Source organism: Xanthomonas sp. BRIP62411 (assembly GCF_003993525.1).
In the GTDB taxonomy this organism is placed as follows: Bacteria; Pseudomonadota; Gammaproteobacteria; order Xanthomonadales; family Xanthomonadaceae; genus Xanthomonas; species Xanthomonas euroxanthea.
The window spans coordinates 22,108-45,996 of sequence record NZ_QEZI01000008.1; the positions used below are offsets into that span (position 1 = coordinate 22,108).

The 23,889-nt window shown below is 67.5% G+C and carries 17 protein-coding genes and 2 pseudogenes; 9 read left to right on the plus strand and 10 right to left on the minus strand.

Annotated elements, in window-relative coordinates; all coding sequences use genetic code 11:
* Positions 1 to 79: 79 nt before the first annotated feature.
* From EO139_RS04390 to EO139_RS04405, 4 genes and pseudogenes are all read left to right on the plus strand, one after another.
* On the plus strand, positions 80 to 1,543 hold the full coding sequence (locus EO139_RS04390) for an AlkA N-terminal domain-containing protein (protein ID WP_126969473.1): 1,464 nt from the start codon (positions 80 to 82) through the stop codon (positions 1,541 to 1,543).
* Positions 1,540 to 2,082, plus strand: a complete 543-nt coding sequence (locus tag EO139_RS04395) for a methylated-DNA--[protein]-cysteine S-methyltransferase (RefSeq protein ID WP_126943585.1) — start codon at positions 1,540 to 1,542, stop codon at positions 2,080 to 2,082. Before EO139_RS04390 ends, EO139_RS04395 begins: the two co-directional genes overlap by 4 nt.
* 36 nt (positions 2,083 to 2,118) lie before the next feature.
* The gene (locus tag EO139_RS04400; RefSeq protein ID WP_126969475.1) at positions 2,119 to 3,396 is read left to right on the plus strand and encodes an ectonucleotide pyrophosphatase/phosphodiesterase; all 1,278 of its coding nucleotides are present in this window, start codon (positions 2,119 to 2,121) and stop codon (positions 3,394 to 3,396) included.
* A 43-nt stretch (positions 3,397 to 3,439) separates the two neighbouring features.
* Positions 3,440 to 4,735 (plus strand): annotated as a pseudogene (locus tag EO139_RS04405) (chloride channel protein); the annotation flags it as partial.
* Between the two features lie 124 nt (positions 4,736 to 4,859).
* Here EO139_RS04405 and EO139_RS04410 read toward each other — a convergent pair.
* Positions 4,860 to 5,042 (minus strand): 30S ribosomal protein THX, encoded by a 183-nt coding sequence (locus EO139_RS04410; protein WP_016904806.1) that lies wholly within the window; start codon positions 5,040 to 5,042, stop codon positions 4,860 to 4,862.
* A gap of 135 nt (positions 5,043 to 5,177) precedes the next feature.
* Positions 5,178 to 5,594 carry a MerC domain-containing protein gene (locus tag EO139_RS04415; RefSeq protein WP_104581874.1) on the minus strand — a complete coding sequence of 139 codons (417 nt, stop codon included), beginning with the start codon at positions 5,592 to 5,594 and terminating at the stop codon, positions 5,178 to 5,180.
* Between the two features lie 164 nt (positions 5,595 to 5,758).
* Here EO139_RS04415 and EO139_RS04420 point away from each other — a divergent pair, with 164 nt between their 5' ends.
* Entirely contained in the window at positions 5,759 to 7,825 is a 2,067-nt protein-coding gene (locus EO139_RS04420; RefSeq protein ID WP_126969479.1) for a TonB-dependent receptor, read from the plus strand.
* 408 nt (positions 7,826 to 8,233) lie between these two features.
* On the plus strand, positions 8,234 to 10,612 hold the full coding sequence (locus tag EO139_RS04425) for a TonB-dependent receptor (protein WP_126969481.1): 2,379 nt from the start codon (positions 8,234 to 8,236) through the stop codon (positions 10,610 to 10,612).
* A gap of 105 nt (positions 10,613 to 10,717) precedes the next feature.
* On the opposite strand, the gene EO139_RS04430 is transcribed toward EO139_RS04425, so the two are convergent.
* Together EO139_RS04430 and EO139_RS04435 are read right to left on the minus strand one after the other, a co-directional pair.
* Positions 10,718 to 11,749: an aldo/keto reductase gene (locus EO139_RS04430; RefSeq protein WP_126969483.1), complete on the minus strand. Its 1,032-nt coding sequence runs from the start codon at positions 11,747 to 11,749 to the stop codon at positions 10,718 to 10,720.
* A 167-nt stretch (positions 11,750 to 11,916) separates the two neighbouring features.
* Positions 11,917 to 13,128 (minus strand): MFS transporter, encoded by a 1,212-nt coding sequence (locus tag EO139_RS04435; RefSeq protein ID WP_126969485.1) that lies wholly within the window; start codon positions 13,126 to 13,128, stop codon positions 11,917 to 11,919.
* Positions 13,129 to 13,228: 100 nt separating this feature from the next.
* On the opposite strand from EO139_RS04435, the gene EO139_RS04440 reads away from it, so the two are divergent.
* Positions 13,229 to 14,143 carry a LysR family transcriptional regulator gene (locus EO139_RS04440; protein WP_126969487.1) on the plus strand — a complete coding sequence of 305 codons (915 nt, stop codon included), beginning with the start codon at positions 13,229 to 13,231 and terminating at the stop codon, positions 14,141 to 14,143.
* Positions 14,144 to 14,726: 583 nt separating this feature from the next.
* Here EO139_RS04440 and EO139_RS04450 read toward each other — a convergent pair.
* Complete coding sequence (locus tag EO139_RS04450; protein WP_104581868.1) at positions 14,727 to 14,930, minus strand: hypothetical protein; 204 nt, start codon at positions 14,928 to 14,930, stop codon at positions 14,727 to 14,729.
* A 240-nt stretch (positions 14,931 to 15,170) separates the two neighbouring features.
* On the opposite strand from EO139_RS04450, the gene EO139_RS04455 reads away from it, so the two are divergent.
* A complete protein-coding gene (locus tag EO139_RS04455; RefSeq protein ID WP_016902327.1) occupies positions 15,171 to 16,079 on the plus strand; it encodes an AraC family transcriptional regulator in 909 nt (302 codons plus the stop codon).
* A 102-nt stretch (positions 16,080 to 16,181) separates the two neighbouring features.
* Here the strand turns inward: EO139_RS04455 and EO139_RS04460 are convergent, their stop codons facing one another.
* Positions 16,182 to 16,655, minus strand: coding sequence for a cupin domain-containing protein (locus EO139_RS04460; protein WP_164739726.1), 474 nt, complete (start codon positions 16,653 to 16,655; stop codon positions 16,182 to 16,184).
* A gap of 192 nt (positions 16,656 to 16,847) precedes the next feature.
* Here EO139_RS04460 and EO139_RS04465 point away from each other — a divergent pair, with 192 nt between their 5' ends.
* On the plus strand, positions 16,848 to 17,747 hold the full coding sequence (locus tag EO139_RS04465; protein ID WP_126969489.1) for a LysR family transcriptional regulator: 900 nt from the start codon (positions 16,848 to 16,850) through the stop codon (positions 17,745 to 17,747).
* A gap of 545 nt (positions 17,748 to 18,292) precedes the next feature.
* Here EO139_RS04465 and EO139_RS04470 read toward each other — a convergent pair.
* The 4 genes and pseudogenes from EO139_RS04470 to EO139_RS04485 all read right to left on the minus strand — a co-directional run.
* Positions 18,293 to 18,451 (minus strand): annotated as a pseudogene (locus EO139_RS04470) (aldo/keto reductase); the annotation flags it as partial.
* 118 nt (positions 18,452 to 18,569) lie between these two features.
* Positions 18,570 to 19,253 (minus strand): TetR/AcrR family transcriptional regulator, encoded by a 684-nt coding sequence (locus tag EO139_RS04475; protein ID WP_126969491.1) that lies wholly within the window; start codon positions 19,251 to 19,253, stop codon positions 18,570 to 18,572.
* Complete coding sequence (locus EO139_RS04480; RefSeq protein WP_126969493.1) at positions 19,246 to 20,742, minus strand: efflux transporter outer membrane subunit; 1,497 nt, start codon at positions 20,740 to 20,742, stop codon at positions 19,246 to 19,248. Before EO139_RS04480 ends, EO139_RS04475 begins: the two co-directional genes overlap by 8 nt.
* A 1-nt stretch (position 20,743) precedes the next feature.
* Positions 20,744 to 23,887 (minus strand): efflux RND transporter permease subunit, encoded by a 3,144-nt coding sequence (locus EO139_RS04485; protein WP_126969495.1) that lies wholly within the window; start codon positions 23,885 to 23,887, stop codon positions 20,744 to 20,746.
* Positions 23,888 to 23,889: the final 2 nt, after the last annotated feature.

The following is a 23,889-nucleotide window of genomic DNA, read 5'->3' on the forward strand; positions in this document are numbered from 1 at the left end:
TGCCATGAACACACAGGCGCGGTGCAACCCTGTCCGAAAACGGCCAGCCGCGGCTGGAGTGAGCGCATAGACTGGCGCCATGCAGACCGCCACGCCCGACCGACTCCAATGCGACCGCGCCCGCCTGGCGCGCGATGCGCGCTTCGACGGGCTGTTCTTCACCGCGGTGCGCAGCACCGGCATCTACTGCCGCCCGGTGTGCCCGGCACCGCCGCCCAAGCCGGGCAACATCAGCTATTACCCCAGCGCGGCGGCAGCCAGTGCCGCCGGCTACCGGCCGTGCCTGCGCTGCCGCCCCGAGCTGTCGCCGCAGGCGCAGCAGTACCTGGGCGAAGAGAGTGTGCAACGCGCATTGGCGATGATTGCCGACGGCGCCCTGCAGGAGCAGCCGGTGCAGACCCTGGCCGATGCGGTGGGCCTGAGCGCGCGCCAGCTGCAGCGGCAGTTCGTGCAGCAGCTCGGTGCCACCCCGATCCAGGTGCACGGCACGCGCCGGCTGCTGCTGGCCAAGCAGCTGCTGACCGAGACCGCATTGCCGGTGACCGAGGTCGCACTGGCGGCCGGGTTCAACAGCCTGCGTCGCTTCAATGCAGCCTTCCTGGAAGGCTGCGGGATGCCGCCATCGGCGCTGCGCAAGCAGCGTGCCGAGGTGCCGGGTGGCGCGTTGACCCTGCGCCTGGGCTATCGCCCGCCGCTGGATCTGCAGGCGATGCTGGCGTTTCTGCAGCGCCGCGCGATTCCCGGTATCGAGCAGGTCGACGCCAGCGGCTACCGGCGCGTGATCGGCACCCCGGGCAACGCGACGCTGATCGAGGTCAGCGCGGCGCCGCAGCGTGCGGAGTTGCTGCTGCGCATCGGCGCGACCGACCCACGCCAGATCCCGCAGATCGTGCGGCGGGTGCGCCGGCTGTTCGATCTGGATGCAGACCTGCAGGCGGTGCACGCCACGCTGGCGGCCGAGCCGCTGCTGGCCGAGGCGATCGCGCGCCGCCCCGGCCTGCGCGTACCGGGTGGCTGGGACGGCTTCGAAGTGGCCGTGCGCGCCGTGCTGGGCCAGCAGATCAGCGTGGCCGGCGCGGCGACGCTGGCGGCGCGGCTGGTCGATCGGCATGGCGGCCATCACGTGGAGATGCCGCCCGGCCTGGACCGCATCTTTCCGACTCCGGCACAGCTGGCCGAGGCGCCGCTGGAACAGCTCGGCCTGCCGCGTGCTCGCGCCGCCACGTTGCGGGCGCTGGCCTCGGCGTGTGCGCAAGGGCGGCTGCATTTCGGCGCCGGCCAGCGCCTGCCCGAGTTCGTCGCCGCCTGCACGGCCTTGCCCGGCATCGGGCCGTGGACTGCGCACTACATCGCCATGCGTGCGCTCTCGCATCCGGATGCGTTTCCGGCCGGCGACCTGATCCTGCAGCAGGTGCTCGGCACCCCCGAGCGCCTGAGCGAGCGTGCCACCGAAGCGCGCTCGCAGGCCTGGCGACCCTGGCGCGCCTACGCCGTGTTGCACCTTTGGCATCTCGCTGTCGATCGCAAGGACACCTGTTCATGAGCACACTGCAGTACGACACCTTTCCCTCGCCGATCGGCGCACTCAGCGTGGCCGCCGATGCTGCCGGCGTGCACCACATCCTGTTCGCGCAGAACCGCTACGACGCGATCGGCCGCGCGCGCTGGCAGCATGCCCCGGATGCGCCGCTGGTGCGCGAGGCGCGCGAGCAATTGCTCGATTACCTGCATGGCGGGCGGCGCAGCTTCGACCTGCCGTTGGCACCGACCGGCACGCCGTTCCAGCTGCAGGTCTGGCACACGCTGGCGCAGATTCCGTTCGGGCAGACCTGGAGCTATGCGCAACTCGCGCACGCGGTGGGACGCCCGGCCGCCAGCCGCGCGGTCGGTGCCGCCAATGGACGCAATCCACTCCCGATCGTGCTGCCCTGCCATCGCGTGATCGGCGCCAATGGTGCGCTGACCGGCTTCGGCGGCGGCCTGCCGACCAAGCAGGCACTGTTGCAGCTGGAGGGCTGGTCACCGCGCCGGAGCGCGGCGGCCGACGACCTGTTCGCCGCATCCGCCACCGGCACGCGCTGACTTCGCGACGTCATTGCCAGGCCGTAAACTGGGGCGATGATCGATCGACGTCTTGTGTTTGCCGCGCTTGCGCTGCTCGCGGCCTGTACCTCCCCTTCGCGTCACGCGCCAGCGCCCGTCGCCGCGGCGCACGCACCGCGCAACGATGCGCCGCACAGCGTGCTGCTGATCTCCATCGACGGCCTGCGCGCGGACATGCTCGATCGCGGCATCACACCGCATCTGTCGCAGCTGGCGCACGACGGCGTGCGTGCGCGCTGGATGACGCCGTCGTACCCGTCGCTGACCTTTCCCAATCACTACACGCTGGTCACCGGCCTGCGCCCGGACCACCACGGCATCGTGCACAACAGCATGCGCGATGCGACGCTGGGCGGCTTCTGGCTGAGCAAGCAGGACGCGGTCGGCGATGCGCGCTGGTGGGGCGGCGAGCCGCTGTGGGTCGGCGCCGAAACGCACGGCCTGCATGCCGCGACCTGGTCGTGGCCCGGCAGCGAGGCGGCGATCGGCGGTGTGCGCCCCTCGCGGTGGCGCCACTACGAAGAAGGCACCAGCCTGGACGCGCGCGTGGACGAGGTGCTGGGGTGGCTGGCCGCGTCCGGCGCGGACCGCAATCGCCTGGTCACGCTGTATTTCGAACACGTGGACGAAGCCGGCCACGACCACGGCCCGGAATCGCGCCAATACGCCGACAGCGTGCGTGCGGTGGATGGCGCGATCGGCCGGCTGCTGGCCGGCATGCAGCGCGACGGCACGCGCGAGCGCACCAACATCGTCGTGGTGTCCGACCACGGCATGGCCGAGGTGCCGCCCGGGCATGCGATCAGCGTGGAAGACATGGCGCGCCCGGACATCGCCACTGCCGTGACCGACGGGCAGGTGATCGGCTTTGCGCCATTGCCGGGACAGCAGGCCCGCGCCGAAGCCGGCCTGCTCGGTGCGCATGCGCAGTACGACTGCTGGCGCAAGACGGAGCTGCCGGCACGCTGGCACTACGGCACGCATCCGCGCATTCCGCCGATCGTGTGCCAGATGCACGAAGGCTGGGATGCACTGTTCCCGGACAAGCTGGCCAAGCGCCCGCGCGATCAGATGCGCGGCTCGCACGGTTTCGATCCGGCGCTGCCGTCGATGCGCGCGGTGTTCCTGGCGCAGGGCCCGGATCTGGCGCAGGGCAAGAGCTTGCCGGGCTTCGACAACGTCGATGTGTATGCGCTGATGACCCGGCTGCTGGGCATTCCCGCCGCGCCCAATGATGGAAATCCCGGCACGCTGCTGCCGGCCCTGCGCGTGCCGCCGGCCGCCGGCCGCTGAGTGACGCGTCGCGGCCGCGCGGCGCGGATGCGACAATGGCGCCATGTCTGCTCCTGATCCCTCGCCGCGCCGGCTTCGGCTGCGGCCGTTGTTGTCCAGCGAAGGCTGGCGTCGCCGCGCCGCACTGTGGGGTGGCGCCATTGCAGTAGCACTGGTGGCGATCGTGTTCGCCAAGGCCAGCGACGCCGCCTTCCAGGTGTTCCAGCGCATCACCGCGCATTCGATCTGGTGGGCGCTGCTGCTGACGCCGGGCATCTTCGCCCTGCTGGCCTGGCTCACCTCCGGCGCGATGCGGCCCACGCGTGGCAGCGGCATTCCGCAGGTCATCGCGGCGCTGGAACATGACGACGCGGCATTCCGCCAGAGCAATCTGTCGCTGCGGGTGTCGATCGGCAAGCTTGCCCTGACCACCTTGTCGCTGCTCGGTGGCGCCTCGGTCGGACGCGAAGGCCCCACCGTGCATGTCGGCGCCAGCCTGATGCATGTGTTCGGGCGCTGGTTCGGGTTTCGCGATCCGCGCGAGCTCTCGCATTTCCTGCTGGCCGGCGGCGCTGCCGGTATCGCCGCGGCGTTCAACACGCCGCTGGCCGGGGTGGTGTTTGCGATCGAGGAATTGAGCGGGCGCTTCGAACACCGCTTCTCAGGCACCCTGCTGACCGCGGTGATCGTCGGCGGCGTGGTGTCGCTGGGCCTGTTGGGCAACTACACCTACTTCGGCAAGGTGGCGGTGGCCTTGCCGCTGGGCCAGGCCTGGCTGGCGATCGCGCTCTGCGGCTGCGTGGCCGGCCTGCTCGGCGGCATCTTCGCGCGCCTGGTGCTGGCCAGCGTCGGCGGCAAGCCACGCTGGCTGGCAACGCTGCGCCAGCGCCATCCGGTGCTGCTGGCCGCGCTGTGCGGCGTGGCCCTGGTCGGGCTGGCGCTGGTGTTCGGGCAGGGCGCGTTCGGCACCGGCTATGAGCAGGCGCGCAGCCTGGTGCAGGGCCACGCGGTGGTCGGCCACGAATTCGGGCTGATGAAGCTGCTGGCCAACCTGGTCTCGTACCTGGCCGGCATTCCGGGCGGCCTGTTCTCGCCGGCGCTGGCGGTGGGTGCCGGCATCGGCCACAACCTGTCGGTGCTGATGCCGGGCGTGGACCCGCGCACCTTCGTGCTGCTGGGCATGTGCGCGTATCTGACCGGCGTGACCCAGGCGCCGTTGACCTCGGCGGTGATCTCGCTGGAACTGACCGACACCAGCCAGATGCTGCTGCCGATCCTGGCCACCGTGCTGATTGCGCGTGCCATGTCCGCGCTGGTGTGCAGAACGCCGATCTATCGCGGCCTGGCCGAACAGCTGCTGGCACCGACGCCGACACGCCCACCGCAGGCTGCGGCAGCGCCGCACTAAACCAGCGGCGTCGATGCGGGACATAAAAAAACGCGGCGCAAGCGCCGCGTTCTGGTGTCGCGAAGCGGGCTAGGGATCAGCCGGCCTTGGCAACGGTCTTCTTGGCAACAGCCTTCTTGGCCGGAGCCTTGACCACGCCCTTCTTGGCAACCGGGGCAGCTGCACCCACGACGACCTTGCTCACCGCGTGCGAACGCGAATTGCCGTAGCTGGAATTGTAGCGCTTGCCCTTGGCGGTCTTGCGGTCACCCTTACCCATGTTCGTCGACTCCTGAATGTGAATACTGAATACAAATCCCCGCGCTGAACACGGGTCTGGCGAGGTTTACGCCGGCGGCGCCCTCGCGCAAGGCCGGCAAGCCTACCACGTAGGCCCCTGCCCGCGCAGCCCGGGCTAGTGGACGCAGCTGGCGTCGTGGACGTGGGCGTGCCCGTGATTCAGACGCAGATTAACCAGGTGGGCGATGCCGACCAGCGCGCCGCCGAGCGTCATCACCACGGCATGCGGCAGCACCGCGTGATGCAGCGGGTCGTACAGCAGGCCGGCCCACAGCAACAACAGGCCAGGCAGCAGCAGCGCCAGCGCATGCAGCGCCTTGTGCCGGCGATAGCCCAGCACCAGGCTGAACAGGCCCAGCAGCGTCACGAACACCACGATGGCCCGTTCGACCCCGTCGCCCAGCCAGAACGACAGGCCCAGGGACGGGGCCAGGGCCAGCACCAGCGGCAGCACCGCGCAATGCACGGCGCACAGCAGCGAACCGGTCGCACCAAAGCGGTCGAGCACATGGCGAAGAGACGGTAGAGGCATGACTTCCAGCAGGGGCTCGCGGCGATGTGGAATAATATAACATCTTCCTTGTTCCAGGCCCGCACCACTGCATCGCGCAGCTGAGCGGGTCCCCGCCGTCGGCGCAGTGGCCAAGCTGCGCCTTATCGTTGATATAAAGTAACAACCACAGAGTCCGGCCCGCCATGCACCCTCGCCCCGTTTTCTCGCTTCGTCGCTCCACCCTCTCGCTGGCCCTGACCAGCCTGCTGACGCCCGCCCTGGCCATGGCCGCGGACGCACCGGCGGTTGCCGACCCGCAGACCCCGCCCAGCTCGGACACGCGCCACGACGCCACCACTTCCAGTGGCCGCCACATCAAGGACCTGGACAAGGTCGTCGTCACCGCCAGCCCGCTGCGCGATGCGGCCGGCGAGCTGAGCCGCCCGGTCGAAGTGCTGGCCGGCGAACGCCTGGACGAAGTGCGCAGTTCCAGCCTGGGCGAAACCGTGGCCAGCCTGCCCGGCGTGCAGAGTTCCAACTTCGGCCCCGGCGTCGGCCGGCCGATCATCCGTGGCCTGGATGGCCCGCGCGTGGCGGTGCTGCGCGACGGCCTGTCCACCCAGGACGTGTCCACGGTCAGCCAGGATCACTCGCCGGCGATCGAGCCGTTCCTGGCCAACCAGATCGAAGTGCTCAAGGGTCCGTCCACGCTGCTGTACGGCTCCGGCGCGATCGGCGGCGTGGTCAACGTGGTCGACGGACGCATTGCCGAAACCCCGGTGGACGGCTTCAGCGGCCGCGCCGAAGTGCGCTTCGACGGCGGCGACAAGGACGGCAACACCGACATGTTCCGCGTCGATGCCGGCAACGGCAGCGGGCTGTCGATCCATGCCGACGGCGTGTACCGCAACCAGAACGATTACGACACCCCGCAAGGACGCCAGGCCAATTCCTGGATCGACTCCAAGGTCGGATCGGTCGGCGCCTCGCTGTCCGGCGACTGGGGCTTCGTCGGCCTGTCGGCCTCGCGCTTCCGCGACAACTACGGCAACCCCGGCGAGCCGGGCGATCTGTCGATCGGCGAGCGCGGGGTGTCGTTGAAGCTGCAGCAGGACCGCTACGACCTCAAGGGCGGGCTGACCGACCCGTGGGGCGAAGGCAGCGCGCTGCGCTACAGCTTCGGTCATACCGATTACGCGCATACCGAATTCGAAGGCGAAGAAGTCGGCACCGTGTTCACCAAGCGCGCCAACGAAGGCCGCGTGGAGGCCTCCTTCACCTTCGGCGGCGGCTGGCAGACCGCATTCGGCCTGCAGGGCAGCGACACCACCTTCCAGGCAGTGGGCGAAGAATCCTTCGTCCCCAAGACCGACACCCGCTCGCTGGGCGTGTTCGGCGTTGCGCGCAACAGCTGGGACCGCGTCACCGCCGAAATCGGCGCGCGCGTGGACAAGGTCAAGTACACCACCGACATCGGCGTGGACCGCGACTTCACCCCGACCAGCTTCTCGGCCAGCGGCGGTTTCCGCTTCAACGAACAGTGGCGCCTGACCGCCAACCTCGACCATGCCGAGCGCGCGCCGGCCGAGGAGGAGCTGTTCGCCAACGGCCCGCATATCGCCACCCTCGCCTACGAGATCGGCGATGCGGACCTGAAGACCGAGAAGGCCAACCAGGCCGAGCTGGGGCTGAACTTCCAGAACACCTGGGTGGATGCCAAGATCGCTGCGTACTACAACCGCTACAACGACTTCGTCTACATCGTCGATACCGGCGGCCAGTGGTTCAACGAAGAGGACAACGACTTCCTGCCGATCCGCCAGTGGACGCAGAACGATGCGGTTTTTCACGGTTTCGAAGGCGAGGCCACCTTCCATCTGGCCGACAACGACACCGGCGCGTGGGACCTGCGCGTGTTCGGCGACACCGTGCGTGCGCGCCTGAAGGATGGCGGCAACCTGCCGCGCATCGCCCCGGGCCGTGTCGGCGCGCAGATGCGCTGGAATGCCGATGCATGGCGCGCCTCGCTCGGTGCCACCCGCACCATGAAGCAGGACAAGGTGGCAGTGAACGAAACCCCGACCGACGGCTACACGTTCGTCGATGCGCATCTGGCTTACCACGTGGACCGCGGCAGCAATGCGTGGGAAGTGTTCCTGGACGGCAACAACCTGACCAACCAGGACGCACGCGTGCACACCTCCTTCCTCAAGGACGATGTGATGCTTCCCGGCCGCAGCGCCTCGTTCGGCGTGCGCATGTTCTTCTGACGGTACCTCTCTCCCGCCGTCATAAGCGAGGCCGCCTTCGGGCGGCCTCGTCATGTGTCAGCTTGCGCAGCCGGCTGGTGGTCGCACGGCAGAAAACAGCTGCATGTGCAGACGGTACGTGATGCGCTTGGCACCGGTTGCGATCGGGCAGGACGCCTTCGTTCCTGGTCCGTGCACCGCTGCGGAGGGCCGGCACCTGCGTTGCCTGGCTGCCGACCAGCCCGCCATCGCGGTCTGCCGCTGATGCGGCGCACAACAGCTTTTGCCACGGCTTCCATTAGAACGGCAACACGCACTGCATGCGCGCGTTGCCGTTCCGGCGCGCTCCTGTGCGGCACATCACCTTTCCGGCGCCCGCCCGTGTTTTGCGGGGCTTGCGTCGATCGCTGCGATTGAAGGAGAGCACGCATGACCTCGTCCCTGTCCCGCCACGCCCTGTCATTGACCATCATCGCCCTGCTCAGCCCTGTCGCCTACGCGCAAACCGCCCCTGCGGCACCGCCACAACAGGACGCCACCACGCTGGATTCGGTGATCGTCAGCGGCACCGCGCGCTTCAAGGGCCTGGCCAAGCGCGATGCCAGCTTTTCGATCACCACCGCCAGCCCGGAGCAGATCCAGCAGGCCGTCCCGCAGAGCACCGCGGACCTGTTGAAGATCGTGCCGGGCGTATGGGCCGAGCCCAGCGGTGGCGGCACCGGTGCCAACATCTTCGTGCGCGGCATGCCGTCCGAAGGCGATGCGCCATTCGTGACCATGCAACTGGATGGCTCGCCGCTGTTTCCGCCGCCAAGCCTGTCGTTTCTGGAAAATTCCACGCTGTTCCGAGTCGACGACACGGTCGAGCGCATGGAGGTTTTGCGTGGCGGTTCCAGCCCGATCTTCTCCAACGGGCAGCCGGGGCTGACGGTCAATTTCATCCAGAAAAAGGGCCAGGACGAACCGGAAGGCAGCGTGCGCCTGACCGGCGGCAACAACGCCCTGCGCCGCATCGATGTGTTCAACAGCGGGCCGATGGGCAATGGCTGGTACTACAGCGTGGGAGGGTTCTTCCGCGAAACCGATGGCGTGCGCGACCCGCGGTTCGCCGCCGACAAGGGCGCCCAGTTCAGCGCCACGCTGAGCAAGCGCTGGGACAGCGGCGAGGTGTCGTTCTACGCGCGGCATACCGACGACAACAACGCCTTCTACACTGCCATTCCGCTGCTGTCGCGCAACAACGGCAACGACCTGTCCAGTTTCCCCGGCTTGAATGCGCAGACCGGCACCCTGCTCGGCCGCGATTTCCGCAATGTCGATCTGCTGGTCGGGCCGAACGGGCAGACCATCCAGCGCGATCTGGCCGATGGGCGCGGCGTCAACATCGATGTGTTCGGCGGCGAATTGAACTGGGAGCGCGGCGACTGGACCATCGCCGACCGCTTCAACGTGATGAGCGGCAGCGCGCCGACCTATGCCCTGTTCACCGGGGATGCGCCGCAGCGGCTGGGCGACTTCATCGCCGGCTATGGCAGCGCTGGCAGCGGCCGCTTCACCAACGGCGGCGACGCGGTGGATCCGAACCAGCAGGTGCTCGAAGCCGGCTGGTGGTCGGTGGACAAGCGCCTGAACTCGGTCACCAACGACCTGCGCCTGAGCCGCGAACTGTTTGCCGGCAATACGCTCACCGTAGGCACGTACTACGCCAGGTATTCCTCTGCGGATACCTGGTACCTGGGCAACACCATGCTGCTCACCGCGCAGAACAACGCGCGCCGCATCGACGTGGATCTGGCTGACGGGCGCCAGGCCACGCGGCAGGGCTTCACCAGCACCGCGTTCTTCAACCTGCGCGCGAACTACGACGGCGAGAACATCGCCGCCTTCGTCGCCGACGAATGGGAAATCAACGACCAGCTGCGTCTGGACCTGGGCGCACGCTACGAGCGCCAGAGCGTCACCGGTGACGTGCACGACACCACCACGGTGGACCTGGACGGCAACCCGGCCACGCTGTACGACAACGCCACCTCGCTGGCGCTGGCCAGCACGCGCCGCATCGACCAGGACGACGAGGCGTTCTCGTGGACGGCGGGCCTGAACTTCAAGCTCAACGACAGCAACAGCCTGTTCGCCCGCGTCAACTCGGGGGTGAAGTTCCCCGGCTTCGACAATCTGCGCGATGGCCAGAATCGCGTGCAGGACGTGGATCAGTACGAACTCGGGCTCAAGTCCGGCGCCAGCAGCTACGACCTGTATCTCACTGCGTTCTACAACACCTTCAAGAACTCGCCATTCCAGGCGTTTCTGGCCAATGGCGAGAACTTCACCACCGTTGGGGATTCGCGCGCGCGCGGTCTGGAGGTGGAAGGCGCCATCCGCCCGTTCGGCGGCTTCGAGCTGGCCGGCACCGGGGTGTGGCTGGATGCGAAATACCGCAACTACCGCGAGTTCACCGGCAACCAGGTGATGCGCCAGCCCAAGCGGCAGTTCCGCGTGACGCCCAGCTACTACTGGATGCTGCCGTTCGGCGACCTCAAGCTGTTCGCCACCTATTCCTACATCGGCGATCGCTTCGCCGACCTGGCCAACAGCCAGCGCCTGCCGTCCTACGACATGGTGGATATCGGCGCCAACCTGCATGTGGGCGAGCATTGGGAAGTGACCGCCAGCGGCAGCAACGTCACCGATACGCTGGGGCTGACCGAAGGCAATGTGCGCGTGCCCGGTGCGGCCACCGGCGGCGTGTTCATGGGCCGGCCGATTGCCGGGCGGCAGTACCAGATGTCGGTGGCGTATCGCTGGTGATCCGCGCAGAAGGCGTGCACCTGTCGCTGCCCACGCCGCAGCGTGTGCCCACCAGCCCGCGCGTGGTGCTGGCGTTTGCCGGTGGCACGCGGGCGGCCACCATGTCTACACCGGCAGCGGGCTGCGCTCTGCAAAATGCCCGCGCCAGTACGGGTAGTACGGATACGGCGGCTCCACCGCGCTAACCGCCTCCAGGCGCGTGCGCTGCTCGGCCGTCAGCGACCAGCCCACCGCACCCAGGTTCTGGCGCAGCTGGGTTTCGTCGCGCGCGCCGATCAGCACCGTGCTGACGGTGGGCCGCTGCAGCAGCCAGTTGATGGCGATCTGCGGCACGCTGCGCCCGGTCTCCTCGGCAATGGCGTCCAGCACATCGACAATGTCGAACAGGCGCTCATCGCTGATCGCCGGGCCCGCGGCGGCCGTCGCGTGCAGGCGGCTGGTGTCCGGCAGCGGTTGGCCGCGGCGCAGCTTGCCGGTCAGGCGGCCCCACCCCAGCGGACTCCACACCACTGCGCCCACGCCCTGGTCGATGCCCAGCGGCATCAGCTCCCATTCGTAGTCGCGCCCGGCCAGCGAGTAGTAGGTCTGGTTGGCCACGAAGCGGCTCCAGCCATGCGCGTCCGCCACAGATAACGACTTCATCAACTGCCAGCCGGCGTAGTTCGACGCGCCCAGATAACGCACCTTTCCTGCACGCACCAGCTCATCCAGCGTGGACAGGGTTTCCTCCATCGGGGTCATCGCATCGAAGGCATGCAGCTGCAGCAGATCGATATGGTCGGTGCGCAGGCGCCGCAACGAGGCATCCACCGCACGCAACAGGCGGAAGCGCGAGGCACCAGCATCGTTGGGCCCATCGCCCAGGCGCAGGCCGGTCTTGGTCGACAGGATCACCTGATCGCGGCGCCCCTGCAGCGCCTGGCCGAGAATCTCTTCGGAGGCACCGTCCGAATACACATCGGCGGTGTCGAACAGGTTCAGGCCCGCCTCCAGGCACAGATCGATCATGCGCTGCGCCTGCGCCACATCGGTCGCGCCCCAGGCAGAAAACAGCGGCCCCTTGCCGCCGAAGGTGCCGGCACCCAGACCGAGCACCGGCACCTTGAAACCGGACCGGCCGAGAAAACGTGTGTCCATCGCACTACTCCCTGAAATCGAAAGAAAATCCACGCGCAGTGCCGGAAGATCGGCCACTGCGCGACGCCAGCCGCGACGATCCGCTCGCCGGCGACCTGCGCCGATGGCGCCGATCGCGCAGGTCTGCCGGTTGCGCAAGTACTGCGCGCTGCGCCCGCAGGACCGAATCAACCCGCCTGCACGCAGACGCCCGGCGCAGCGGCACGCCGGCGTTGCAGCTGCACGCTCCACAACGCGATCCCCAGGCCCATCGCGCTCAACAACGCGGCAACCCACGGCGTGGCAACCAGGCCGGCATGGGTGGCGATCACCACACCGCCCAGCCAGGCGCCCACGGCATTGCCCAGATTGAACGCGGCGATATTGAGACTGGAGGCCAGGTTCTGGCCGGCACCACGCGCATGCTCGAGCACGCGCAGTTGCAGCGGCGCCACGGTGGCGAAGGCGGCCACGCCCAGCAGCCCGACGAACACCACCATCGCGGTCTTGTTGTGCAGGACCAGGCCCATCGCAGCGAGCACCACCACCAATGCCGCCAGGCTGCCCAGCAAGGCGGCGGTGGGACGCCGGTCGGCCAGACGCCCGCCGAGCAGATTGCCCACGATCATGCCGACGCCGAAGACCAGCAACACCGGCGACACCGCGGTCTGCGCAAAACCGGTCACCTCCACCAGCAACGGCTGGATATAGGTGAACACCGCGAACACGCCGGCATAGCCCACCACCGTCATCGCCAGCGCCAGCACCACCTGCCCGCGCCCCAGCACTGCCACTTCCTGCCGCCATGACACCGCTGCGGCCGCGCCTGCGTTCGCCGGTACCCACAGCGCCACCGCGGCCGTGGCCAGCACGCCGACGATCGCAACCGCCCAGAACGTCGCCCGCCAGCCCAGCTGCAGGCCCAGCCAGGCGCCGGCCGGCACCCCCAGCAGGGTGGCCACGGTCAGCCCGGCAAACATCAGCGAGATTGCCGAAGCGCGGCGCTCGGCCGGGACCAGCGAGGTCGCCACCACCGCGCCCACGCCGAAGAAGGTGCCGTGCGCCAGCGAGGTCAGCACGCGCGCAACCATCAGGCTGGCGTAGTCCGGCGCCAGCGCGCAGGCCACGTTGCCGAAAGTGAAGATCGCCATCAACCCGACCAGCACCGCCTTGCGCGGCAAGCGCGCACTGGCCAGCGTCAGCACCGGCGCCCCGACGAACACGCCCAGCGCATAGCCGCTGATCAGCAGGCCGGCGGCGCTGAGCGACACGCCCAGGTCGGTGGCCACCTGCTGCAGCAGGCCCATGATCACGAACTCGGTGGTGCCGATGCCGAAGGCACCGATGGTCAGCGCCAGCAGCGCTGGCGGAAAGCGGGAAGAACGCACGGAAGCGGACATGGGCAGGGACCAGGGAAGACGACCCACAGCCTGCGCTCCGGCGTCCTAAGCAAAAACCCCTGCTATCCTGATTCACTATCAACCAATCATTGAGAATCGCATGGACCGCCTCGGCGACATCGCGCTGTTCCTGCGCGTGCTCGATTCCGGCTCGATCACCGCCGGTGCGCGCAGCCTGGACCTGTCGCTGGCGGTCGCCAGCCAGCGCCTGAAGCGGCTGGAACGCGAGCTGGGCGTGCGCCTGCTGCACCGGACCACGCGCCGGCTGCACCCCACACCCGAGGGCCAGCGTCTGGCCGAGCGCGGCCGCGTGCTGGTGCAGGATCTGGACGCGCTGGCCGACGACCTGCGCGAGAGCGCACACGCGGTCGGCGGCATCCTGCGCATGACCCTGTCGGCCTCGTTCGGGCGGCAATACGTGTCGCCGCTGCTGCCGGAATTCCAGGCCCGGCATCCGCGCGTGCACATCAGCGCGCATCTGAGCGACGACCTGGTGGACCTGGTCAAGCAAGGCTTCGATCTGGCGATCCGCATCGGCCCGCTGAACGACTCCGGGCTGGTGGCGCGGCGCATCGCCGACAACCGCCGCACCCTCGCCGCCTCGCCCGAGTATCTGCGGCGCCACGGCACCCCGCGCACGCCGGACGACCTGGCCGGGCATGCCGGCGTGCTGCTGATGGGCCGCGACGGCCGTCAGGACGTGTGGCGGTTGCAAACGCCGGAGGGCGGCCTGGTACGCGTGCGCATGCAAAGCCGCTTCGAAAGCAATTTCGGTGAGTTGATCCGCGACGCGGCCGTCGCCGGCCAAGGCATCGCGTTGCATTCGTACTGGCACATTGCCGAGGAACTGCGCGACGGCCGGTTGGTCGAGGTCCTCCCCGACTACCCGCCACCGACCACGCAGATCAACGCGGTGATGCCGGCCCGCCAGCTGCAGCCACCGCGCGTGCGCGCATTCGTGGAGTTTCTGCTGGAACGCCTGGGCGAGGTGCCGCCGTGGGAGCGTGTCGGTTGAACGCAAGTTTGGTGCTTGCGTCGGCCAGTGCTGGCTGGACGCGGAGCGATGCGTGGCTGCGACGTGACGTCTTGGAGAGGAGCCAATCTACGGCTTTGCGGATGGATCAGCTGTAGAGCGGGTGATCTGTGGCTTTACTGCATGCCCCTCGCCCACCCACCATCGCAGGACACGCCGCAAGTACGCCCGTGTAGGTTCTGGCGCGGCATCCATGCCGCTCACGGTCCCGCGACGGTGGCGGGCAAGGACCTGTCGGGATGGTCGGTGTGCAGGTGCAAGCAGTGCACGACGCGCGTTGTTCGAAAATCAGGTTGTCCGATACTGATGCGCCGGCTCAACGTCGCAACATTTGATGCACATCCGACGACAAGCGGCCTTTGATGCGATAACCGACCAACTTTCTAGTGCGGTGCCTCGCCGCTTGCGGGACCCTGGGCGGCATGGATGCCGCCCAGGAGCCTCCAGGGACGGATTCACGGCGTGTCCCGCAAGTGGCGAGGGCACCGCGCACTCGACTCACCGATCAACAAGGCACGCGTGACCAACACGTTGCCGCTGCCGATATAGAGTTTTGTCGCCGCTCTTAGCCCCCTGCACGCACCAAGCGCTTGTGCAAGCCGCGCCGCTGCGCCTCGCTGAGCAGATGCCCATGCGTGTTCAACAATCCCAGGATCTGCTGATGCGCTTGCGCTGTGCGACGCGCAAGTTCGGCCGTGGCGGCGGCCTCGAGCGCCTTCCAGTCGGCGGGGCGCGTCGGCGTGGGGATGGTCGAACGTTTTGCGGGCATGGGCGAGGCGATCACGGAAACAGACGCCCATGATACGGCGCGCGCGTGAGCGCCCTATCAGATCATGGCAGGCCTGTCGTGTTGAGGCGCTGGGCGTGCAAGCGCCTGAACGCGCGTGTCGGCGCCAACCGGCGCTGCCGTGGCCTGCCGCTGCTGCGGACCTGCCGGCTCTATGACATCCGGTCTTGTACGATCGACGGCATCGCGGCCAGGCCGCCTGGTGCCACTGCCGAGTCCTGCATGTCCGCCTTGACCGAGATGACCGAGATCCTGCTGCGCCACGCCCCTGGCGATGGCATGCACGCCACCCGGATTGCCGGGCTGCAGATCATGCGCAGCGCCTCGCCGACGGTGTCGGTGCCCACGGTCTATACGCCGATGCTGTGCCTGGTGGCGCAAGGCCGCAAGCAGGCGATGCTGGGCGCGGCGGCGTATCTCTATCACCCGCAGATGTATCTGGTGGCCTCGGTGGATCTGCCGATCGTCGGTTCGGTGATCGAGGCCAGCGCCGCGCAGCCGTATCTGTGTTTCTGCCTGGATCTGGACACCGCCGTGCTGAGCGACCTGGCCGTCAGTCACCCGGAGCTGGTCGAGCCGCAACGCGATGCGGCGCAGGCCGGGTTGTTGCTCAACCACAGCACGCCGCCATTGCAGGACGCTGCAGTGCGGCTGGCGCGTCTGCTCGATCAACCCCAGGAGATTGCCGCGCTGGCACCGCTGGTGCTGCGCGAAGTGCTCTATCGCCTGATGGCCGATCCGGCCAATGCGGTGGTGCGCCAGATGGCCATTGCCGACAGCCGACTCAACCAGATTTCCAAAGCCATTGTCTGGCTGCGCGAGCATTACGCACAGCGCTTCCGTATCGAGCAGATTGCCGATCTGTCGGCAATGAGCCGCTCCACCTTTCATGCGCATTTCAAGGCGGTCACCTCGATGACGCCGCTGGAATATCGCTCGCATCTGCGCGTGCACGAAGCGCGCCGGCTGATGCTGGCCGAAGCGCTGAATGCCGCTGATGCCGGCTTCCGCGTCGGCTACGAGAGCGCCTCGCAATTCAGTCGCGACTACGCGCGCATTCTCGGCGCGCCGCCCGCACGTGACGCACAACGGTTGCGTGCCGGGGCACAGGCTGCGACACAAGCGGCGTAAGCCTGTCCGCGCGCAGTGGAGCGCAGTCACGCGCCCGCACCAAGCGACATGTATCACCGACGATGACGCGGCAGACCGCACCAGGTCATCGTTGAGCACCGTTCACTCGTCCGCGTACTGCGCCTCGCTGACCTGCTCCAGCCAGGTCACCGGCGAGCCATCCTGCGCTTCGGCGATGGCGATGTGCGACATCGCCACGGTCGCGTTGGCGCCGTGCCAGTGCTTGACGCCCGGCGGAATCCACACGATGTCGCCCGGGCGGATCTGCTGCGCCGGCTTGCCCCATTCCTGCACACGCCCGGCGCCGGCGGTGACGATCAGCGTCTGCCCCAACGGATGGGTGTGCCAGGCGGTGCGCGCGCCCGGCTCGAAGGTGACGGTGGCACCGCCCACCCGCGCCGGCGCATCGGCCTGGAAAGGCGCGTCGATGCGCACGGTGCCGGTGAAATAGTCGGCCGGGCCGGCTGCAGATGCGGCGCCGCCGGCCTTGCTCACCCTGATCGCGTGTCGCTCTTCACCTGCGGGCGTGACGGCAGCCATCATCGACAGCGACATCGCAGTTGCAAACAGATTCATGGCCGTGCTCCTCGATTCAAGTGACTGCACTGTAGCGTGCAGGCGCATCGGCATTACCCAGGCAGCAGCGCATGCACCTAGAAACACAGCGCATCAATGCGGCCACGACCCGCCGGGTGTGGAGCCATCACGCACCATCGCGCATGATGCAGCCGCATGAATGGCATGCGGTGGAGTCGGCATTCGCAACCAATGGCGCGGGAAAACCTCAACGATCTGCAGGCCTTCGTCGCCGTGGCGCGCGAAGGCAGCTTCACCCGCGCCGCCGCGCAGCTTGGCGTCTCGCAATCGGCGCTGAGCCATACCGTGCGCGCACTGGAAGCACGTCTGGGCATCCGCCTGTTGACCCGCACCACGCGCAGCGTGTCGATGACCGAAGCCGGCGCACGCCTGTTCGACACCGTGGCTCCGCGGCTGCAGGAGATCGACCACGAACTGTCCGCGCTCACCGAATTCCGCGACACGCCGGCCGGCACCATCCGTATCACCACTACCGGCCACGCCGCCGACGCCTACATCTGGCCAGCGTTGTCGCAGGTGCTGCCCGACTATCCTGACCTCAGGATCGAGATCACCGTCGATTACGGGCTGGCCGATATCGTTGCCCAGCGCTACGACATCGGCATCCGGCTGGGCGATCAGGTCGCCAAGGACATGGTCGCGGTGCCGATCAGCCCGATGCAGCGCATGGCGGTGGTGGCGGTGCCGGGCTACTTCGTGCACCACACCATCCCTGCTGCCCCGGCCGACCTGGCCAGGCACAACTGCATCGGCCTGCGCCTGCCCACCCACGGCGGCTTGCTGGTCTGGGACTTCGAAAAGGACGGGCACGAGGTCAAGGTCCGCGTGGACGGGCAATGGACCTTCAACGGCAGCAGCGCGGTGCTGCGTGCCGCACTGGCCGGCGGCGGACTCGCGTTCTTGCCGGAAACCATGGTGCTGGAGCACCTCGCCGCCGGCCGGCTACGCCGCGTGCTGGAGGACTGGTGCGCCCCATTCGACGGCTATTACGCCTATTACCCCAGCCGCCGCCAAACCTCGAGCGCACTCAAGGTCGTGATCGACGCATTGCGGCACGATCCGGCGCGCTGACGCGTCCGTGTAGGAGCGTGCCTGCGCGCGACAGGGCTTTATCGGTAAGGCACCGTCGCGCGCGGGCACGCTCCTACAACCGCGTCGGTTGGCGGCAGGTTTGAGGCTGGTGACCGACGTACTGCGGCAAGCTCTGGTGCGCTGACATGCGTGTGTAGGAGCGTGCCTGCGCGCGACGGGGCTTTCTCGGTAAAGCTCCATCGCGCGCGGGCACGCTCCTACAACAGCGTCGGTTGGCGGCAGGTTTGAGGCTGGTGACCGACGTACTGCGGCACGCTCTGGTGCGTTGGAATGCTCGTGTAGGAGCGTGCCTGCGCGCGACGGGGCCTTATCGGTAAAGCCCCATCGCGCGCGGGCACGCTCCTACAACAGCGTCGGTTGGCGGCAGGTTTGAGGCTGGTGACCGACGCGTTGCGGCACGCTCTGGTGCGTTGGAATGCTCGTGTAGGAGCGTGCCTGCGCGCGACGGGGCTTTATCGGTAAAGCTCCATCGCGCGCGGGCACGCTCCTACAACTACGTCGGTTGGCGGTCAGGATCGCCGGGGTTATTTACCGACCAGCTTCTGCCGCTCCGGGCGGTAACGCTCGCCGACAATCGCCACCGCATCTAGTGCCTGCTGGATCCGCGCAAGATCCTCGCTGTTCAAGGTCAATGCGGCGCCGCCCAGATTTTCTTCCAGGCGATGCCGCTTGGTGGTGCCGGGAAAGTGCAGAGCGAACACCTTGCGCGCGGTCGCCGGCCCTAACCATAGCTCAGGCCCATGCAGCCCAGGCCCAGCGCGGACACCACCGCCCTCCCATCCATCACGCTGCCTGCCGCCGCTAGAACCCGCTCGGCACCCCGCGCTTGCCTGCCGTGGTCACCGCTGGCGATTGCGGCCGATACGCGCGCAGGAACAGCGCCACCGCACTGGCGACATACGCGTGCGGCGTGGCGGCCGGTGCCTGCAATGGGTCGCCACGCAGCGCCGCATTGGCCGGCATCCCGGTCATCAATCCGAAGAAATGCACCGAGGCATCCGGCAGATTGTCGATGACCAGGCTGCCCTGCTCCACTTCGCGCGCCAGCACCGCACGCATCGTGGTGTCGTAGCGTTCGAAGCCCAGCGTCCACATCTCCTCGCGCATCTGGCCGGGCAGTGCCGGCGGCCGCACCAGTCCATATGCGGCATCGCCCAGTGCATTGCTGGCCGCCATGCGCACGACCGCATCGGCGATGGCGAGCAGACGCACGGGCAACGGCCCGCGCATGTTCAACAGCGCCTCCCAGGGATTGGGCGATTGGTGCGCCAGCGCCTCCAGGGTGGTGCGGAACAGCACCTCTTTGGAGGCGAAATGCGCATACACCGTGGCCTTGGACACCATCGCGCGCTCGGCGATGCTGTCCATGCTGGTCCTGTCGAAGCCCTGGCGTGGAAACAGCTCGCCTGCCGCGCGCAGAATCGCACCACGTTTGTCGTGCGGTGCATGCCTGGGTGCTGGCGGTTCGGCAGCGGCGTCATCCACGTGGCTGCCCCGTCGCAGTCGTTGCCACCGCCGGCTCGGCCGATTGCAGCCAACCACCACCCATCGCCTTGTAGAACGTCGCCAGATTGGTGAAGCGCGACAGCTGCGTGGTGATCAAGCTCTGCTGCGCGCTGTACAGCGAGCGCTGCGCATCCAGCGCCTGCAGGTAGCTGTCCACGCCGCGTTCGAAGCGCGCCTGCGACAGCCGGTAGCTGTCGGCGGTGGCATCGACCAGGGCCTGTTGCGCCTGCAATTGCCGGCCCAGGGTCTCGCGTTGCGCGAGCGCATCGGAAACCTCGCGGAACGCGCTCTGAATCGCCTTTTCGTATTGCGCCACCTCGATATCGCGGTTGGCCTTGGCCATGGCAAGGTTGGCCCGGTTACGCCCGGCGTTGAAGATCGGCAGCGTCAGCGTGGGCACGAAGCTCCAGGCGCGGGTGCCGGAATCGAACAGGTTGGACAGGCTACTGCTGGACGAGCCGGTCGATGCGGTCAGGCTGATACTGGGGAAGAACGCCGCGCGCGCCGCACCGATGTTGGCATTGGCCGCACGCAGGTTGCGCTCGGCCTCGAGGATATCCGGGCGACGCTGCAGCAACTGCGACGGCAAGCCGGCCGGCACGCTGGCCAGCACGTTGCCGTCCACGCTGGCGCCATCGGGCAAGGCCCGCGGCAACAGCTCCGCCGGCAGCTGCGTGCCGACCAGCAGCACCAGGGCGTTGCGGTCCTGCGCCACCTGCGCGGTGTAGCGCTCCACGTCCACGCGTGCGGTTTCCACCGTGGTCTGCGCCTGGCGCAAGGTGAGCTGCGAAGCCACACCCAGCTCGAAACTGCGTTGCTGCAGGCGATAACTGTCGCCCTGGCTGCTCAAGGTGGACTGCGCCAGCTGCAGCAACTGCTGATCGGCCGCCAGCGTCAGATAGGCGGTGGCCACTTCGGCCACCAGGCTGATATGGGCGCTGCGGCGTGCCTCGGCGGTGGACAGGAACTGTTGCAGCGCCTGTTCCTTGAGGCTGCGCACGCGCCCGAACAGATCCAGCTCGTACGCACTGACGCCGATGTTGGCGCTGTAGGTCCGGAACACCTGCGGCTGGCCTGGAATGGCCAGCTCCGACGGCGTGCGCGCGTTATTGGCGGTGCCGGTGCCCTGCACGGCGGGCAGCAGCGCAGCGCGCTCCACCCGGTACTGCGCACGTGCCACCTCGATGTTGAGCGCGGCCACGCGCAGGTCGCGATTGTTCTCCAATGCCAGCGCGATCACCTGCTGTAGCGCCGGGTCGGTGAACACCTGCCGCCAGCCGATGCTGGCGATATCGACCGCCGGCTCGGGGCTGGCGGTAGCGGTGGTATTGGATGCCGTCGAGAGCTCGGTGCCGGCAAAACGCTCGGGCACCGGTGCGTCGGGCCGTGCATAGCGCGGCATCAGCGTGCATCCGGACAGCACGCCGGCCACCGCCATCGCGGTCAATGTCATGCGGATCGGTGTCATCTCAGTGTCCTGCCGGTTGCGGTGCGGGCGAAGTGGGCTGTGCGCGGCGCTTGAACAAGCCGCTGATCAGCACGAAGAACAGCGGCACGAAGAAGATCGCCAGGATCGTGCCGGACAACATGCCGCCGATCACCGCGGTGCCCAAGGCATGCTGTGCACCGGCACCGGCACCACTGCCGAGCACCAGCGGCACCACGCCCAGGATGAAGGCCAGCGATGTCATCAGGATCGGCCGCAGGCGCATGCGCGCCGCTTCCAGTGCCGCTGCGACCAGGCTCTTGCCGCTTTCGTGCAGTTCCTTGGCAAATTCCACGATCAGGATCGCGTTTTTCGATGCCAGGCCAATCGTGGTGAGCAGGCCTACCTGGAAGTACACATCGTTCATTTTCCAGGTCAGCATTGCGCCCAGCAGCGTGCCGAATACGCCCAGCGGCACCACCAGGATCACCGAGAACGGAATCGCCCAGCTTTCGTACAACGCGGCCAGACACAGGAACACGATCAGGATCGACAGCCCGTACAACAGCCCGGTCTGGCCGGTCGAGGATTTTTCCTGCCGCGACAACCCGGTCCACTCGTAGCCGATGCCCGGCGGCAACTTGGCCGCCGCCGCTTCCACGATCTGCATCGCCTCGCCGCTGGAGGCCGCACCGGGCATCGCCATGCCCAGGATCTCCACCGACGGCACGCTGTTGTAACGCTCCAACCGCGGCGAGCCCGATTGCCAGCTGGCAGTGGCGAAGGCGTTGAACGGCACCATCGTGCCGGCGCTGTTGCGCACGAACCAGCGGTCGATGTCCTGCGGATTCATGCGGTACACCGCATCGGCCTGCAGCATCACCTTCTTGACGCGGCCCTTGTCGATGAAGTCGTTGACGTAGGTGCTGCCCCAGGCGCTGGAGAAGGTGTTGTTGATATCGGCGATCGACACGCCCATGGCCTGCGCCTTGTGCGAATCGATCTCCAGCTTGAACTCGGGCGTGTCTTCCTGCCCATTCGGGCGCACCGCCACCAGCCGCTTGTCCTGCGACAGCTCGGCCAGCAGTTGATCGCGTGCCTGCATCAGGGCCGCGTGGCCAAGGTTGGCGCGGTCCTGCAGCATCAGGTCGAAGCCGGTCGCATTGCCCAGCTCGGACACCGCCGGCGGTGCGAACGCAAACACCTTGGCATCGCGAATGGTGCTGAAGAACGCACCTGCCTTGCCCGCCACGTCGGTGACGCTCTGGCCCTTGCCGGTGCGCTCGTCCCACGGCCGCAACTTGACGAAGGCAAAGCCCACGTTCTGGCCGGTACCGGCAAAGCTGAAACCGGAGACCGCAAAGATGCCGGCGACCGAGTCCTTCTGATCGACCAGGAAGTGATGCTCCACCTGCTTGAGCACCTCGCCGGTGCGCGCATCGGTGGCACCGGGCGGCAACTGCACCAGCACGAACAGCGTGCCCTGGTCCTCGTCCGGCAGGAAGCCCACCGGCAGCTTCATGAAGCCGAACACCACCAGCGCCAGCAACACCGCATAGGCCAGCATGTAGCGCCAGCCCTTGCCCAGCATGTGCCGCACCACGCCCTGGTAGCCGGTGTTGCCGCGATCGAACAGGCGGTTGAACCAGCCGAAGAAGCCGGTGGTCGCCAGACCATGGCCCTTCTCCACCGGCTTGAGCAAGGTGGCGCACAAGGCCGGGGTCAGGATCATCGCCACCAGTACCGACAAGGTCATGGCAGAAACAATCGTGATCGAGAACTGCCGGTAGATCACACCGGTGGAACCGCCGAAGAACGCCATCGGCACGAACACCGCGGCCAGTACCAGGGCCACGCCGACCAGCGCGCCGGAGATCTGGTCCATCGACTTGCGCGTGGCGTCCCTGGGCGACAACTGCTCCTCGCCCATCACGCGTTCGACGTTTTCCACCACTACGATGGCATCGTCCACCAGCAGGCCGATCGCCAGCACCATCGCGAACATGGTCAGCGTGTTGATGGTGAAACCGAACGCCGCCAGCACGCCGAAGGTGCCGAGCAACACCACCGGCACCGCGATGGTCGGTATCAGGGTCGCGCGAAAATTCTGCAGGAACAGGTACATCACCAGAAACACCAGCACCACCGCTTCGATCAGCGTATGCACCACCTGCTCGATGGAGATGCGCACGAACGGCGTGGTGTCGTACGGCTTTTGCACCTTCATGCCGGGCGGGAAGAATTTCTCCTGCTCCTCCAGGCTCTTGTCGATCGCGCGCACCGTATCCAGCGCATTGGCGCCGGTGGCCAGCTTGATCGCCAGACCGGCGGCCGGCTTGCCGTTGTAGCGGCCCACCGTGTTGTAGCTCTCGCTGCCCAGCTCGATGCGCGCCACATCGCGCAGGCGCACCTGCGAGCCATCGGACTGCGTGCGCAGCAGGATGTTCTCGAACTCCTCGGCGGTCTTCAGCCGGGTCTGCGCGGTGATGGTGGCATTGAGCTGCTGGTTGGGCACCGCCGGCAACGCGCCCAGCTGGCCGGCCGACACCTGCGCGTTCTGCGCCTGGATCGCGGTGCGCACATCCACCGGGGTCAAGCTGAAGTTGTTCAACTTGTTCGGGTCCATCCATACCCGCATCGCGTACTGCGAGCCGAACAAGGTGGTGTCGCCCACGCCTTCGACGCGGCTGATGGTTTCCTGCACGTTGGCAGCCACGTAATCGGACAGGTCCGAATCGCTCATGCTGCCGTCTTCGGAAGTGAAGGCCAGCACGTTGAGGAAGTTGGTGGCCGACTTGGTCACCGTCACGCCCTGCTGCTGCACTTCCTGCGGCAACAACGGCGTGGCCAGCGACAACTTGTTCTGCACCTGCACCTGCGCGGTGTCCGGGTCGGTGCCGTTGTCGAAGGTCAGCGTGATGGTCACCGCACCGCTGGATTCGCTGGTGGATGCCATGTAGCTGAGGTGATCCAGCCCCTTCATCTTCTGCTCGATGACCTGGGTGACGGTGTCTTCCAGGGTCTGCGCCGAGGCGCCCGGATAGTTGGCGGTGATGGCGACGGCGGGCGGCGCGATGCTGGGGTATTGCGCAATCGGCAAGGTGGCGATGGACAGGATGCCGGCCAGCATCACGATGATGGCCAGCACCCAGGCGAAGATCGGACGATCGATGAAGAAGCGTGCCATGA

Excerpts from the sequence above, each read along its gene's own strand:
- EO139_RS04390 (WP_126969473.1), top strand. The coding sequence starts at position 80 with ATGCAGACCGCCACGCCCGACCGACTCCAATGCGACCGCGCCCGCCTG.
- EO139_RS04395 (WP_126943585.1), top strand. The coding sequence starts at position 1,540 with ATGAGCACACTGCAGTACGACACCTTTCCCTCGCCGATCGGCGCACTC.
- EO139_RS04400 (WP_126969475.1), top strand. The coding sequence starts at position 2,119 with ATGATCGATCGACGTCTTGTGTTTGCCGCGCTTGCGCTGCTCGCGGCC.
- EO139_RS04410 (WP_016904806.1), bottom strand. The coding sequence starts at position 5,042 with ATGGGTAAGGGTGACCGCAAGACCGCCAAGGGCAAGCGCTACAATTCC.
- EO139_RS04415 (WP_104581874.1), bottom strand. The coding sequence starts at position 5,594 with ATGCCTCTACCGTCTCTTCGCCATGTGCTCGACCGCTTTGGTGCGACC.
- EO139_RS04420 (WP_126969479.1), top strand. The coding sequence starts at position 5,759 with ATGCACCCTCGCCCCGTTTTCTCGCTTCGTCGCTCCACCCTCTCGCTG.
- EO139_RS04425 (WP_126969481.1), top strand. The coding sequence starts at position 8,234 with ATGACCTCGTCCCTGTCCCGCCACGCCCTGTCATTGACCATCATCGCC.
- EO139_RS04430 (WP_126969483.1), bottom strand. The coding sequence starts at position 11,749 with ATGGACACACGTTTTCTCGGCCGGTCCGGTTTCAAGGTGCCGGTGCTC.
- EO139_RS04435 (WP_126969485.1), bottom strand. The coding sequence starts at position 13,128 with ATGTCCGCTTCCGTGCGTTCTTCCCGCTTTCCGCCAGCGCTGCTGGCG.
- EO139_RS04440 (WP_126969487.1), top strand. The coding sequence starts at position 13,229 with ATGGACCGCCTCGGCGACATCGCGCTGTTCCTGCGCGTGCTCGATTCC.
- EO139_RS04450 (WP_104581868.1), bottom strand. The coding sequence starts at position 14,930 with ATGCCCGCAAAACGTTCGACCATCCCCACGCCGACGCGCCCCGCCGAC.
- EO139_RS04455 (WP_016902327.1), top strand. The coding sequence starts at position 15,171 with ATGTCCGCCTTGACCGAGATGACCGAGATCCTGCTGCGCCACGCCCCT.
- EO139_RS04460 (WP_164739726.1), bottom strand. The coding sequence starts at position 16,655 with ATGAATCTGTTTGCAACTGCGATGTCGCTGTCGATGATGGCTGCCGTC.
- EO139_RS04465 (WP_126969489.1), top strand. The coding sequence starts at position 16,848 with ATGGCGCGGGAAAACCTCAACGATCTGCAGGCCTTCGTCGCCGTGGCG.
- EO139_RS04480 (WP_126969493.1), bottom strand. The coding sequence starts at position 20,742 with ATGACACCGATCCGCATGACATTGACCGCGATGGCGGTGGCCGGCGTG.
- EO139_RS04485 (WP_126969495.1), bottom strand. The coding sequence starts at position 23,887 with ATGGCACGCTTCTTCATCGATCGTCCGATCTTCGCCTGGGTGCTGGCC.